This window comes from Pseudomonas sp. Q1-7 (assembly GCF_028010285.1).
In the GTDB taxonomy this organism is placed as follows: Bacteria; Pseudomonadota; Gammaproteobacteria; order Pseudomonadales; family Pseudomonadaceae; genus Metapseudomonas.
Window position 1 is genome coordinate 1,039,423 of the sequence record NZ_CP116304.1, and the last position, 14,160, is coordinate 1,053,582.

The following is a 14,160-nucleotide window of genomic DNA, read 5'->3' on the forward strand; positions in this document are numbered from 1 at the left end:
GTCGTTTCGGCGTCTTGAGTCGCTTCAGGGCAGCGGCGCGAAGGGCGAGCCGCCGTCGGCGGCCTGCAGTTCCAGCAGGTAGTTGCGGAAGATCTGGCCCAGCACCTGGGTGGCGATTTCCAGCTCGTCGGTACGCATCTGCGCGGCCACCAGGTCGGCGCTGTCCATTGCTTCGTCCGAACCGTTCACCGCCGCCATCTTCAGCACGATGTAGGCCTGCACATTGTTGGCCGGCACGCCTTCGCCCCGGAAGAACATGTTGCCCAGCCGCAGTTGCGCCTGCGCATGGCCCTTGAGGGATGCCTGCTCGAACCATTGCAGGGCCTGGGCCAGGTCGCGCGGGGTGCGTTTGCCGTCGTAGTAGAACTCGCCGAGTTCGTACTGGGCTTCGGCATCGCCGCTCTGGGCGGCCTGCTGGCAGGCGGAAACGGCTTCCGAGAGGTTCTCCGGCAGGCTGTTCAGGCTGCAGCGGCCGGTGGCAGGAATCAGCAGGGAGTTACCGCCGGCATTGGCCAGCAGCGGCAGGGAGAGCAACAGGCAGCCCAGGATCAGGGCGCGGCCGGTGCGGTTCATGGGGATCACAGCGCCTCGGAAGCAGTGCGGGCATCATGCCCGGCCGGCGAAAAACGCGCCGACCGTCACATTATGAAATAAGCCGGGACGATCTTACAAAGCCTTTACGGGGGTGGCGGCGTCGGGGCGTCCGGGCGGCGCGTGAGCGGCGTGGCGCGGGGCGGTTTGCTGTAACGAATGGATAACAGATGGGCCGACCCGGCCCGCGCAGGGTGCGCTGGCCGGGCGGTGAGCGGGCTCAGGCCTGCTTGAGCCTGGAGAAGGCGCGCTCGGCAGCGTCCAGGGTGATCGCCAGTTCCTGGTCACCGTGGGCGATGGAGGTGAAGCCCGCTTCGTACGCGCTCGGCGCCAGGTACACGCCGCCCGCCAGCATCAGGTGGAAGAAGTGCTTGAAGCGTTCGGCGTCGCTGGCCATCACATCCTGGAAGGTGATGATGTCGTCGGCGCCACTGAAGTAGAGACCGAACATGCCGCCCGCCTGGGTGGTGACGAAGGGGATGCCGGCGGCATCGGCGCGTTGTTGCAGGCCGTCGAGCATGCGGGTGGTGTAGTCGGTCAGCTCGGCGTGGAATCCCGGGCGGCTGATCAGCTTCAGGGTGGTCAGACCGGCGGCCATGGCCAGCGGGTTACCGGAAAGGGTGCCGGCCTGGTAGACCGGGCCCAGCGGGGCGATGTGGGACATGATTTCGCGTTTGCCGCCGAAGCAGCCCACCGGCATGCCGCCGCCGATGATCTTGCCGAAGGTGGAGAGATCCGGGGTGATGCCGTAGTAGGCCTGGGCGCCGCCGAGGGCGACGCGGAAGCCGGTCATCACTTCGTCGAAGATCAGCACCACGCCGTGTTGGTCGCAGAGGCGGCGCAGGCCTTCGAGGAAACCTGGCGCCGGCGGTACGCAGTTCATGTTGCCGGCCACCGGCTCGACGATGATGCAGGCGACTTCGTTGCCGACGTCGGCCAGGGTCTTTTCCACTGCTTCGATATCGTTGAACGGCAGGGTCAGGGTGTGCTGGGCGAAGGCCGCCGGCACGCCCGGGGAGCTGGGCACGCCCAGGGTCAGGGCGCCGGAACCGGCTTTCACCAGCAGGGAGTCGGAGTGGCCGTGGTAGCAGCCCTCGAACTTGATGATGCTGTCGCGGCCGGTGAAGCCACGGGCCAGACGGATGGCGCTCATGGTGGCCTCGGTGCCGGAGCTGACCATGCGCACCATTTCCATGGACGGCACCAGGGCGCAGACCAGGTCGGCCATTTCCACTTCCAGCGCGGTCGGTGCGCCGTAGGACAGGCCGTGGTCCAGTTGCTTGCGCACGGCGTCCAGTACGTCCGGGTGGCTGTGGCCGAGGATCATCGGGCCCCAGGAGCCGACGTAGTCCACATAGCGCTTGTCGTCCTCGTCCGTCACGTAGGCGCCTTCCGCGTGCTTGAAGAACAGCGGCGTGCCACCGACGCTCTTGAAGGCGCGGACCGGCGAGTTGACGCCGCCAGGGATGTGTTTCTGGGCGTTGGCGAAGAGGGTTTCGGAACGGGACATGGCAGGTCTCTCTTTCAAGCGAATTCGGGATCAGGCGGCGTCGAACAGCGCGCTGAAGGCGCGGGCGCGGCGTTCCACCTCGGCGGCCGAGTCGGCGCCGAACAGGGCGTGGATCACCGCGACCATGCTGGCGCCGCGGGCGATCAGCTCGGGGGCGTTATCCAGGGTCACGCCGCCGATGGCGACGATGGGGGCCTGGAAGCGATTCCGGGCCTGCTCCAGCAGGTCCAGGGTGGCGGCGGGCGCGCCCGGCTTGGTCTGGGAATTGTAGAAGCGGCCGAAGGCGATGTAGCTGGCACCTTCCCTGATGGCCGCGTCGGCCAAGTCGAGGCTGGCGTGGCAGGTGCCGCCGATGATCGCCTGGCGACCGAGCAGGGCGCGGGCGGCGGCCAGGGAGCCATCGCTCTGGCCCAAATGGAGGCCGACACCCAGTCGAGCGGCCAGTTCGGCGTCATCGTTGATGATCAACTGGGCACCATGGCGGGCGCACAGCTCGCCCAGGGCCTCGGCTTCGCGCAGGCGACGGGCTTCGTCGCTGGATTTGTCGCGGTACTGCAGCAGCTTGGCGCCACCCTTGAGGGCCGCTTCCACGAAGGGCAGTAGCTTGCCGCCGGCCAGCAACTGGCTGTCGGTGATGGCATAGAGACCACGGAGTTTCATTGGCAGAAGTCCAGCGGCAGGCGACGCGGCACGTACTGGCCGTGGCCGGGTTGTTCGGCGTCACGCAGGGTGCGCCAGGTGTAGTCGAGGGCGCTGCGCACGGCGCTGGACAGTTCTTCGCCCAGGGCCAGGCGGCCGGAGAGGGCGCTGGCCAGGGTGCAGCCGGAGCCGTGGTAGCTGCCCGGCAGGCGCTGGCAGGTGAAGGTGTGGTGCTCGCCGTTCCGGGTGTAGAGACGGTTGTGGACTTCGGTCTCGTCGCCGTGGCCGCCGGTGATCAGCAGGTTGCGGCAGAAGGGCAGGAGCTTTTCCGCGCACTGGTCCGGCGTGCCGTCGGGCAGCTCGGCGAGGATGCGCGCTTCCGGCAGGTTCGGGGTGGCGATGGTGGCCACCGGCAGCAGGCGTTCGCGGATCGCATAGCCGACTTCGTCCTTGCCCAGGGCGCCGCCGCCGCCGGCACGCAGTACCGGGTCGCAGACCAGCGGTACGCCCGGCAGGGACTGCATGATTTCCAGGACGGTTTCGACCATTTCCACCGAGCCGAGCATGCCCAGCTTGACGGCGGCCACCGGCAGGTCGGCGATCACGGCGCGGGCCTGGGCCAGCACCCATTCGCGGTCGAGGACGCGGAAGTCGGAAACGTTGACGGTATCCTGCACGGTCAGGGCGGTCACCGCCGGGGCGGCGTGGCAGCCTTGCGCGATCAGGGCTTCGATATCCGCCTGGAGGCCGGCGCCACCACTGGGGTCGTGGCCGGAAAGGCAGAGGACTACGGGGCGAGAGTGGGTCGTTTTCATGGTCGGCGAGCTTACCACTAAACACCCCGCCGGGCCGCACCGGCGGCGCTTTGCCCCAGGGTGACCGGCGGCGGTTCCGTTCGTCGGGCTGAAAGGGCCGGAATAGAGCTGTTGCCGTGTGATAGCAAAGTGCAGCTTCCCGCGGGCTTGTGCTGTGCTAGAGTGCGGTTTTTGAACAACCTGGCCCTGGATGGCGCGTCGGATAAGGAGGTGGGACTCCCGGACGCGGTCAGGCGGCCATTGCGGGGCTGCATGCGTATCCTCCTTTTCCTTACTCTCTGCCTGCTGACGGGCCTGGCCAATGCCGTGGCCTTCGATGAGCAGTTGCACAGCCTTCCGCTGGGCCAGCACATGGACGTCTTCGAGGACGTGCGTGGCGACGCTGAAATCGACGACATCACGTCCCCGGCCCTGGAGGGGAGTTTTCGCCGCAACGAGAAAGCGGTGCTCAATGCCGGTTATTCGCGTTCGGTGTTCTGGCTGCGCATCGACCTGGACTACCGCCCGCGCGACAAGGGCGGCCAGCGGGAGTGGCTGCTGGAGCTGGCCTATCCGCCGCTGGACCACCTCGACCTCTACCTGCCTGATGGCCAGGGTGGCTACCGCCTCGCGCAACGCACCGGCGATGCGCTGCCGTTCGACAGCCGGGAGATCAGGCAGAACAACTACATCTTCAGCGTTGCCCTGCAACCCAACGAGAGCAAGCGCATCTACCTGCGCCTGCAGAGCGAAGGGTCCATCCAGGCGCCGCTGACGCTCTGGTCGCCCCAGGCCTTTCTCGAAGAGCAGCCGGAACGCATCTATGTACTCGGCATCATCTACGGCGTGCTGCTGGTGATGCTGTTCTACAACCTGTTCATCTTCCTCAGCGTCCGCGACACCAGTTACCTCTATTACATCCTCTATATCGCGTCGTTCGGGCTCTATCAGATCTCGGTCAATGGCGCCGGCATCCAGTACTTCTGGCCGGAAAACCCCTGGTGGGCCAATGCCGCGACTCCCTTCCTGATCGGTTCGGCGGCGCTTTTCGGCTGCCAGTTCGCCCGCAGCTTCCTGCACACCGCCGAGCACAGCCCCTGGGTCGACCGCGCACTGCTCGGCCTGATGGCACTGGGGGGACTGGCGATGGTCCTGGCGTTGACCGCCAGCTACGGCCTGGCCCTGCGCCTGGCCACTTCCCTGGCGTTGATCTTCACCGTGGTGATCTTCTCCGCCGGCGTGCTGGCCTGGCTGCGGGGCATGCGGGTGGCGCGCTATTTCATCATCGCCTGGAGCACTTTCCTCCTCGGCGGCGCCATCAACACGCTGATGGTGCTGGGCTACCTGCCGAACGTCTTCCTCACCATGTACGCCAGCCAGATCGGCTCGGCACTGGAAGTGGGGCTGCTGTCCCTGGCCCTGGCCGACCGCATCAACGCAATGAAGGAAGAGCGCACGCGCATCCTCCAGGACGCAGGCCGCAAGCTGGAAGCGCTCAACCAGGAGCTGGCCAACAGCAACCGCCTGAAGGACGAGTTCCTCGCCACCGTCACCCATGAGCTGCGCACCCCGATGAATGGTGTGATCGGTTCCCTCGAGCTGATGCAGACCCTGCCGCTGGACGACGAACTGGATCAGTACCAGCGCACTGCCGCCGGCTCGGCGCGGGACATGATGCGCCTGGTCAACGACATTCTCGCCATGACCGAGTTGCAGGCCGGCAAGCTCTACCCCCGGCGCGAGCCTTTCAGCCTGCGTGGTCTGATCGACAGCCTGCGGGTACAGTTCGCCCCGCGCGCCGAGGAAAAGGGCCTGGACTTCGACCTGGAACTCGACCACAAGCTGCCGGATACCCTGGAAGGTGACGCCGGTAAGCTGGCCCAGGCCCTGGGTTATCTGCTGGACAACGCCATCAAGTTCACCAGCCGCGGCCGCGTCGGCCTGCGGGTCGGCGGACGGGCTTCCGCCGAGGGCAGTGTGGCGTTGAGCATCGACGTCACGGATACCGGCATCGGCTTCGCCACCCCGCCGGATGGCCTGATCTATCGGCGCTTCTACCAGCTCGATGGGTCCATGACCCGTGAATACGGCGGCCTGGGCATCGGACTCGCCCTCAGCCAGCAATTGGTCGCGCTGCTCGGCGGCACGCTTTCCCACCAGTCCGCGCCGGGACAAGGCAGCACCTTTACGCTGACGTTGAGCCTGACCCTGCCGGCGCAGGCCCAGGTCATCCCTCTGCGCCGTTCCGGCGGTCAGCCCCAGCGTCGTCCGGAGCAATGCACCGTGCTGGTGGTGGAGGACAACGCCATCAACCAGTTGGTCACCCGCGGCATGCTGCTCAAGCTCGGCTATCGCGTGCGTACCGCCGACAACGGCGCCGAAGCCCTCGAACAGATCCGCCGCGAGAAGATCGATGCCGTGCTGCTGGATTGCCAGATGCCGGTCATGGACGGCTTCGCCACCTGCCGCGCCCTGCGCGCCATGCCCGGCTGCGCTGACCTGCCGGTGCTGGCCATCACCGCCCACAGCCACAGCGGCGACCGCGAGCGCTGCCTGGCAGCGGGCATGAGCGACTACATGGCCAAGCCGGTGAAGTTCGAAGAGTTGCGAGCGCTGTTGAATGACTGGCTGTTGTGCAAGCCGGTGGAAAGCGCCACATCGCTCGGCTGATCCTTCACCTTGGCGGCATTTTTGTCGCTGTTCGCGGCCAATATCCCGCTTTCTGCAAAGTCTGAATCCTGATTCACTGAAATGAGTGAATCAGGATTCAGATCATGGCCTATCGCACCACCGCTTCCCGAATCGATCGTGACCAGGCATTGCGCAGCCGCATCCTGGCCTGTGCCCATGCACGGGTGGTGGAGGGCGGGTTCGCGGCCCTGACCATGCAGGCCCTGGCCGAGGACGTCGGCATCGCCACCGGCAGCCTCTATCGCCACTTCGGCAACAAGGGCGAGCTGGCGGCGGAAGTCTTCGCCCAGGCCAGCCAGCTGGAAGTGGACAGCCTGGCCGAGGTGCTGCGCGGTGAGGGCTCGGCCGCCGAGCGCCTGGCCCGTGGGCTGCGCCAGTTCGCCGCGCGTGCCTGGCACAGTCGGCGCTTGGCCTTCGCCCTGATCGCCGAACCGGTGGATGCGCAAGTGGACGAGCAGCGCCTGCTCTATCGCGAAGCCTACGCCGACCTGTTCTGCGCGCTGCTGGCGGATGGCCAGGCGCGCGGTGAGTTCCAGGTGCCATCCATTTCCCTGACCGCGGCCTGCCTGGTCGGCGCCATCGCCGAATCCCTGGTCGGCCCGCTGTCCCCGCCCGCCCGCGCCCTGCGCGAGGCCGGACAGCGGCCGGACGACCTCGAGGCCGTCTGCGCCAACCTCGTCACTTTCTGCCTGCGCGCCCTGGGCGCCAGCCAAACTGCCCTGGAGACCTGAGATGAGCCTGCACGCGTTCGCCGAAACCCATGAAGTCTTCAACCAGGTGCCGCCACTGGATGGCGCCAACCTCTACCGTGTCGACCTGCCGCTGCAGGAGTGGGTGCGCCGCTACCAGGGTGGTTGGGCCGAAGGGCGCCTGGAGGCCTACGGCGCCCTGGCCGGCGGTCCGCTGATGGCGGCGGGCTTTCTCGCCAACGAGAACAAGCCGGTGTTCAAGAGCCATGACCGCTACGGGCACCGCATCGACCTGGTGGAGTTCCACCCGGCCTACCACGAGCTGATGCGGGCTTCCATCGAGCATGGCATTCCCTCCATGCCCTGGACCGACCCGCGCGCCGGCGCCCAGGTTGCCCGCGCCGGCCTGAGCTACCTGCACAGCCAGGCCGAGGCCGGCACCGGATGCCCGCTGACCATGACCTTCGCCAGCGTGCCGGCCCTGCGCCTGCAGCCGGAGATCGCCGAAAAGTGGCTGCCGAAGATCCTCTCCACCGAGTACGACCCGCGCAACCTGCCCATGGAGCAGAAGACCGGCCTCACCATCGGCATGGCCATGACCGAGAAACAGGGCGGCACCGACGTGCGCGCCAACACCACCCGCGCCCATCCCGTGGGAATTCCGGGGCCAGGCCAGGCCTACGAGCTGGTGGGGCACAAGTGGTTCTGCTCGGCGCCCATGTGCGATGCCTTCCTGACCCTGGCCTACACCGACAAGGGGCTGTCCTGCTTCCTGCTGCCGCGCCACCGCCCCGACGGCAGCCGCAACGCGTTCTACATCCAGCGCCTGAAGAACAAGCTGGGCAACTGGTCCAACGCCTCCAGCGAGGTGGAATACCGTGGCGCGCTGGCCTGGATGGTGGGCGAGGAAGGGCGCGGCGTGCCCACCATCATCGAGATGGTGGCGCTGACCCGCTTCGACTGCATGATCGGCTCCAGCGCCCTGATGCGTCAGGCGCTGACCCAGGCCGCCCACCACTGCGCCCACCGCAAGGTCGGCGGGCGGGTACTGGCCGAGCAGCCGCTGATGCAGAACGTTCTGGCCGATCTGGCCCTGGAAAGCGAAGCCGCGCTGGCCCTGACCCTGCGCATGGGCCGTGCCCTGGACAGCGCCCACGACGAGCAGGAAGACAAGTTCGCCCGTCTGGTCACCGCCGTCGGCAAGTACTGGATCTGCAAACGCGCCCCCGCGATGATCAACGAGGCCGCCGAATGCCTGGGCGGCGCCGGCTACGTGGAGGACACCATCCTGCCGCGTCTCTACCGCGAGGCCCCGGTGAACTCCACCTGGGAAGGGTCCGGCAACGTGCAGTGCCTGGACGTGCTGCGGGCCCTGTCCAAGGAGCCGGGCGTGCTCGACGCGCTCTTCGCCGAGCTGGGCGATGGCCATGGCGATGCCCGTCTGGCGACGTTCATCGGCAACCTGAAAAAGGGTTTCGCCGACACCGCCGACATCCAGTACCGCGCCCGTCAGCTCACCGAAGACGTGGCCGTGGCGCTGCAGGCCAAGCTGCTGCTGGAAGCCGGCAACGCCACCGTCGCCGATGCCTTCATCGGCAGTCGCCTGGGCGGGCAGGGCCGCGTCTACGGCACCCTGCCGCGTGGCGCCGACGTCGAGGCGCTGGTGGCCCGTTCCACGCCGCACCTGGTGTGACTCCGGGCTCGTGCCGCCTGTTTCGGGGCGGCACGGGCGGCGAAATTACCTGCCTTTTCGTTCTATGCCTTTGCCTGTCCGAGCAGGCAAGATAGGTCCAGAACGAACTGAAAGGATGCCGGCCGTGAGCCTCGAACCGAACGATTTTGTGATTGCCGCAACCGCCGAGGAAGCCGTCGACCGCCTCGCCGAGCTGCACCGGCAGGCCACCGGAGCTCTGAGCCAGGCGCTGAAGCGTTACATCAAGGAGCGCGTCGAGCCGGATGCCGCACAGCGCGCGCTGTTCCGCTATCCGCTGCTGCGCATCACCTACCGCTGCCAGGGCGAAGTGCCGTCCACGACCCGCGCCTTTGCGAAGATCCAGGTGCCGGGCAACTACAGCGTCACCGTCACCCATCCGGATGCCTTCCGCACTTACCTGCTGGAACAACTGCGGCCGCTGATGCACGACTTCACCGTGCAGGTGGAAGTGGGTACCAGCCAGCAGAACATTCCTTATCCCTACGTGGTGGAGCAGGGCGACGAGTTGGCCGGTTCCGGCGTGACCGCCGCCGAGCTGGCGCGGGTGTTTCCCAGTACCGACCTTTCCGCCGCCACCGACGGCGTGGCCGACGGCCTCTACGACTGGGAGAACGCCGATCCCCTGCCGCTGGCCCTGTTCGACGCGGCGCGGGTGGACTTCTCCCTGCGCCGCCTGGTGCATTACACCGGCAGCGACTGGCGCCATGTGCAGCCGTGGATCCTGCTGACCAACTACCACCGTTACGTCGACCAGTTCATCCGCCACGGCATCGACCAGCTCCGCGAGGACCCGCGTTTCGTGCGCATGGTGCTGCCGGGCAATGTGGTGGTGGAGCGCGGCATGGACGAGGGCGAGATGCAGGCCATCGTCGACGGCGTGGTCTGGCACCGCTACCAGATGCCGGCCTATCACCTGATCGCCGCCGACGGCCACGGCGTCACCCTGGTGAATATCGGCGTCGGCCCGTCCAACGCCAAGAACATCACCGACCACCTGGCCGTGCTGCGCCCGCATTGCTGGCTGATGATCGGCCACTGTGGCGGCCTGCGGCAGTCGCAGACCATCGGCGATTACGTGCTGGCCCATGCGTACATGCGCCGCGACGGCATCCTCGACCGGGTACTGCCGCCGAATATCCCCTTGCCGGCCCTGGCCGAGGTGCAGCAGGCGCTGCAGGAGGCCGCGGCCCAGGTCACCGGCGACCGTGGCGAAGACCTCAAGCGCCGCCTGCGTACCGGCACCGTGCTGACCTACGACGACCGCAACTGGGAATTGCGCTGGGCCCAGGAGCGACCACTGATCAACCTGTCGCGGGCCGTGGCGGTGGACATGGAAAGCGGCACCGTGGCGGCCCAGGGCTATCGCCTGCGGGTGCCCTACGGCACGCTGCTGTGCGTATCCGACAAGCCGCTGCACAGTGAGATCAAGCTGCCCGGCTCGGCCAGTGCCTTCTACCAGCGCGCCGTCAGCCAGCACCTGCGCATCGGCATCGCCGCCCTGGATCTGTTGCGCACCCAGCTCAACGCGCTGCACTCACGCAAGCTGCGCAGCTTCGACGAGCCGCCGTTCCGCTGATCGGGGTGGCGGCTCAGGCCTCCTGCGGGCGCGGATCCATTCGCACCGGGGTGTCCGCCAGGCGCGGAATCCGCCACTGATACCCCGGCGTCGGCACGCGGAAACTGTCGGCGTCCACCTGCCAGTCGGCCAGGGCCTTGGCCAGGTCGCGGGGTGGGGCGAACTGGCCTTCGTCGGTGAGGTTGAAGGTACCGAAGTGGATCGCCAGGCTGCTTTGCGCTTCCAACTGCCTGTGGGCCTGCGCCGCGTCGTCCGGGTTCATGTGGTTGTCACGCATGAACCAGCGCGGGGCATAGGCGCCAATGGGCAGGGCGGCGAAGCGCATCGGGCCGAAGCGCTCGCGGATCAGGCGGAATTCCGGCCCCAGGCCGGTGTCGCCGGGGAACAGGACGGGGCCGTCCGGCGACTCGATCACGAAGCCCATCCACAGGGTTTCGTTGGTGTCGCTGCGGGTCCGCGCCGACCAGTGCTGCACCGGCACCGCGTGCAGTTTCAAGTCTCCCGATAGAGGCAGCTCCTGCCACCAGTCCAGTTCGATGACCTGTTTGAAGCCGGTTTCGCGGATCAGCGGGCCATTGCCCAGCCCGCTGACCACCGTGGCTTGCGGGAAGCGTTCCGCCAGCCCGCGCAGGCTTTCCAGGTCCAGGTGATCGTAGTGGTTGTGACTGACCAGGATCAGGTCGATGGGCGGCAACTGGTCCAGCCCGAGGCCCGGCGGGTGGTGGCGCCGGGGGCCGAGGAAGCTGAACGGGCTCACCCGCTGGGACCAGACCGGGTCGGTGAGGATGTTCAGGCCACGATGCTGGATCAGCAGGGTCGCGTGATTGATGTAGGTGACCCGCAGCTCGTCGCCTTGCACCCGGACTGGCACCTCGGGCGCCGTCGCCGGGCCCGGCTGGTCGATCCACGGCGCCTGTTTCTCGCGGCTGAACTGCCAGCGGAGGAAGGCGCGCAGGTTCTTGTGCGGCTTCGGTTCGAGGTTGCGGAAGCGGCGGCCGTCGAAGTGGCTCGACGCCGGGCCACGGTAGGGGGCGCGGTGGCAACCGGCGAGGGTCATCAGGTTGATCAACCAGGTGGGGCGCAGGGCACGTGGCATGACCTTCTCTCTTGCGGCGGGGAAGCACAGAACCTAGCATGCCTCTCCCGTTTCCTGTCCGCCAACCCGTTTCCAGGCATGTCGCGCCCAACTCGTCCCGCCCGCCCCGCTTCACGCCGCCCCGCGCCCCCGGCGCCTCGCCGCGTGGCCAAGGCACCGCCCGTGGAGCCGCGGCTGGTGCTGTTCAATAAACCCTTCGACGTGCTGACCCAGTTCAGCGATGGCGAAGGCCGCGCGACCCTCAAGGACTACATCCCCATCCCCGGCATCTACCCCGCCGGCCGTCTGGACCGCGACAGCGAAGGCTTGCTGCTGCTGACCAACGACGGTCGCCTGCAAGCGCGCATCGCCGATCCCAAGCACAAACTGCCGAAAACCTACTGGGTGCAAGTCGAGGGCGAGCCCAGCGACGAGCAATTGCAGCGATTGCGCGAGGGCGTGGAACTGAACGACGGGCCGACCCTGCCCGCCGAGGCGAGGCGGCTGGACGAACCGCAACTGTGGGAGCGCAACCCGCCGGTGCGCTTTCGCAAGAGCGTGCCCACCGCCTGGCTGGAGCTGGTGATCCGCGAGGGGCGCAATCGCCAGGTCAGGCGCATGACCGCCGCGGTGGGCTTGCCGACCTTGCGTCTGGTGCGGGTGCGCATCGGCCCCTGGAGCCTCGACGGCCTGGGCCTGGGGGAATACCGGGACGTCCCCGCGAAGCTCTGAGCCGGGGACGCACGCGGCGGGAGACGGCTTACATGCCTTCCAGGCCGCCGATCACCAGGGTCTTGATCACGAAACCGAGCACGCCCAGGCCCAGGGCGAGGAACAGGATCATGGTGCCGAAGCGGCCGGCCTTGGACTTCTTGGCCAGGTCCCAGACGATGAAGGCCATGAAGGCCACCAGCACGGCGATCATCGCCGTCATCATCAACTCTTCGATTTTTTCCGGACTCATCGCATACCTCGAGGGTGAATACAGGCTGCACCTGCACGGCCGAGAGGCCGGGCGTCAGGCGGGCGGTGCGCTTGTGATTCTGCGAGCCGGAAGGCTCTTATGGGGCGGGGCCGCGCGGAGGGTACAGCAAAGCGCGGCGATTATACGCCACGCCGCTCCGCGCGCGAGGCCCGTTCAGCCGCGCAGGTGACCCAGGGGCAGCTCGGTGCTGCTCAGCACCTGGTTGAGTACGAAGCTCGAACGCACGCTGGTAACGCCCTCGATGCGGGTCAGCTGGCCGAGCAGGAATTGCTGGTAATGCTCCATGTCCGGCACCACCACCTTCAGTTGGTAGTCCGCCTCCATGCCGGTGACCAGGCTGCACTCCAGCACTTCGGGGCACTGGCGAATCACTTCCTGGAAGTGCTCGAAGCGTTCCGGCGTGTGGCGGTCCATGCCGATCAGCACGTAGGCGGTGAGGCTGAGGCCGAGCTTCTTGCGGTCCAGCAGGGCGACCTGGCGGACGATGTAGCCGTCATCTTCGAGTTGCTTGACGCGCCGTGAGCAGGGGGAGGGCGACAGGCCGATGCGCTCGGCCAGCTCCTGGTTGGAGATGCGTGCGTCGCGCTGCAGTTCGGCGAGGATTTTAAGGTCGTAGCGATCAAGTTTTTCCATGGTACTGGCCGTTGATTGGTTTGGTTGCTGCAAATATTGCTTCTTTGGTGATTAATTGCGCAAGTGGCGCTTTATTGAGCAATCTTAGCAATCATTTGTCGCCCTTGAAGACGTAAGCTTTCCCTCAGTTTCACGGCCCGGACAGCACGTCCACCCGACCCGCCCAATCAGGTGTGTCGGCGCCGCCGATCCAACCGGTTCGAGCAGGCCCCCGGGTCCGCGCTGCCCAATCAGGCAGGCGATGAAAGCGGCGACACAATCGCCAGCACAGGACGAATTTCCCGAAGGGGACCCGCGGTATGGGGTCCCCTTTTTGGTTGCCCGCAACGCCCTGCGGCGGGGACGAAACCATGGGTGAATCGTGCGCGGCCTAGGCGCGTTTCACCACTTCGCTGGGATCGGCGTGCACCAGTACTTCGGCACGCGGGTAGCGCGCGGTGATGGCGCCTGCGGCCTGTTCGCAGAGCGCATGGGCGCGGGACAGCGGCAGCTCGCCGGGCAGCTCCAGGTGCAGTTGCACGTACCAGCGGTTGCCGGAGATCCGCGTGCGCAGGTCGTGGGCCCCCAGCACGCCGGGAATGGCGCAGGCCAGCCGGTGCATCTCGGCGCTGATGTCCGACGACAGTTCTTCATCCATCAGCACCGAGACCGACCCGCGGGCGATACCGACGGCGCTCCAGAAGATGTAGCCGGCGATGCCCAGGCCGAACAACCCGTCGGCGTGCTGCCAGCCCAGGCTGGCCAGCACCAGGGCGAGGAGGATGCCGCTGTTGAGCAGCAGGTCGGAGCGATAGTGCAGGGCGTCGGCGCGGATGGCGGTGGAGCCAGTGGCGCGGATCACCCGGCGCTGCAACATCAGCAGGCCCGCGGTCAGCGCCAGCGACAGGAGCATCACCGCAATGCCCAGCCCCTCGGCCTCCAGCGGCTGGGGAGCGTTCAGGCGCTCGTAGGCCTGGACTGCCACCAGCACCGCGCTGATGCCGATGAACAGCGCCTGGGCCAGTCCGGCCAGGGCCTCCGCCTTGCCATGGCCGTAGCGGTGGTCGTCGTCCGCCGGCTTCAGCGCGTAGCGCACCGCCAGCAGGTTGAGCAGGGAGGCGGCGCTGTCCATCAGTGAGTCGGTGAGGCCGGCCAGCAGGCTGACCGAGCCGCTCATGGCCCAGGCGATGGCCTTGGCCAACACCAGGGTGATGGCGACGGCGAGGGAGGCGCGAGTGGCCAGGCGAAGCAGCTGCGCGTGCTGGCGGGAAGAGGTCATGCCGA

The 14,160-nt window shown here is 67.3% G+C and carries 13 protein-coding genes; 5 read left to right on the plus strand and 8 right to left on the minus strand.

Translation table 11 applies throughout. The annotated features are described in order from the left end of the window. Nucleotides 1-24: 24 nt before the first annotated feature. The 4 genes from PJW05_RS04785 to PJW05_RS04800 form a co-directional block, all read right to left on the minus strand. Nucleotides 25-573 carry a tetratricopeptide repeat protein gene (locus PJW05_RS04785; protein WP_271410595.1) on the minus strand — a complete coding sequence of 183 codons (549 nt, stop codon included), beginning with the start codon at nt 571-573 and terminating at the stop codon, nt 25-27. Between the two features lie 238 nt (nt 574-811). Continuing rightward, nucleotides 812-2,101, minus strand: coding sequence for a glutamate-1-semialdehyde 2,1-aminomutase (gene hemL, locus PJW05_RS04790; protein WP_271410596.1), 1,290 nt, complete (start codon nt 2,099-2,101; stop codon nt 812-814). A gap of 30 nt (nt 2,102-2,131) precedes the next feature. Then, complete coding sequence (gene thiE, locus PJW05_RS04795) at nt 2,132-2,761, minus strand: thiamine phosphate synthase (protein WP_271410597.1); 630 nt, start codon at nt 2,759-2,761, stop codon at nt 2,132-2,134. Continuing rightward, nucleotides 2,758-3,555, minus strand: coding sequence for a hydroxymethylpyrimidine/phosphomethylpyrimidine kinase (locus PJW05_RS04800; RefSeq protein WP_271410598.1), 798 nt, complete (start codon nt 3,553-3,555; stop codon nt 2,758-2,760). Before PJW05_RS04800 ends, thiE begins: the two co-directional genes overlap by 4 nt. 252 nt (nt 3,556-3,807) lie before the next feature. Here PJW05_RS04800 and PJW05_RS04805 point away from each other — a divergent pair, with 252 nt between their 5' ends. From PJW05_RS04805 to amn, 4 genes are all read left to right on the plus strand, one after another. Further along, on the plus strand, nt 3,808-6,204 hold the full coding sequence (locus PJW05_RS04805) for a hybrid sensor histidine kinase/response regulator (protein WP_271410599.1): 2,397 nt from the start codon (nt 3,808-3,810) through the stop codon (nt 6,202-6,204). A gap of 104 nt (nt 6,205-6,308) precedes the next feature. Beyond that, nucleotides 6,309-6,956, plus strand: a complete 648-nt coding sequence (locus PJW05_RS04810; protein WP_271410600.1) for a TetR/AcrR family transcriptional regulator — start codon at nt 6,309-6,311, stop codon at nt 6,954-6,956. A 1-nt stretch (nt 6,957) separates the two neighbouring features. Further along, nucleotides 6,958-8,607: an acyl-CoA dehydrogenase family protein gene (locus tag PJW05_RS04815; protein WP_271410601.1), complete on the plus strand. Its 1,650-nt coding sequence runs from the start codon at nt 6,958-6,960 to the stop codon at nt 8,605-8,607. A gap of 115 nt (nt 8,608-8,722) precedes the next feature. After that, nucleotides 8,723-10,204 (plus strand): AMP nucleosidase, encoded by a 1,482-nt coding sequence (gene amn / locus PJW05_RS04820; protein WP_271410602.1) that lies wholly within the window; start codon nt 8,723-8,725, stop codon nt 10,202-10,204. Between the two features lie 13 nt (nt 10,205-10,217). On the opposite strand, the gene PJW05_RS04825 is transcribed toward amn, so the two are convergent. Beyond that, nucleotides 10,218-11,300, minus strand: a complete 1,083-nt coding sequence (locus PJW05_RS04825) for an MBL fold metallo-hydrolase (RefSeq protein WP_271410603.1) — start codon at nt 11,298-11,300, stop codon at nt 10,218-10,220. Nucleotides 11,301-11,444: 144 nt separating this feature from the next. Between PJW05_RS04825 and PJW05_RS04830 the strand changes: the two genes are divergently transcribed. Then, complete coding sequence (locus tag PJW05_RS04830) at nt 11,445-12,011, plus strand: pseudouridine synthase (protein WP_271410604.1); 567 nt, start codon at nt 11,445-11,447, stop codon at nt 12,009-12,011. A 28-nt stretch (nt 12,012-12,039) separates the two neighbouring features. On the opposite strand, the gene PJW05_RS04835 is transcribed toward PJW05_RS04830, so the two are convergent. The 3 genes from PJW05_RS04835 to PJW05_RS04845 all read right to left on the minus strand — a co-directional run bounded on the left by PJW05_RS04835 (nt 12,040) and on the right by PJW05_RS04845 (nt 14,155). Next, a complete protein-coding gene (locus tag PJW05_RS04835) occupies nt 12,040-12,243 on the minus strand; it encodes a DUF2788 domain-containing protein (RefSeq protein WP_271410605.1) in 204 nt (67 codons plus the stop codon). A 174-nt stretch (nt 12,244-12,417) separates the two neighbouring features. Then, the gene (locus PJW05_RS04840; RefSeq protein ID WP_271410606.1) at nt 12,418-12,897 is read right to left on the minus strand and encodes an Lrp/AsnC family transcriptional regulator; all 480 of its coding nucleotides are present in this window, start codon (nt 12,895-12,897) and stop codon (nt 12,418-12,420) included. A gap of 370 nt (nt 12,898-13,267) precedes the next feature. Continuing rightward, on the minus strand, nt 13,268-14,155 hold the full coding sequence (locus tag PJW05_RS04845; protein ID WP_271410607.1) for a cation diffusion facilitator family transporter: 888 nt from the start codon (nt 14,153-14,155) through the stop codon (nt 13,268-13,270). Between the last annotated feature and the right edge of the window lie 5 nt (nt 14,156-14,160).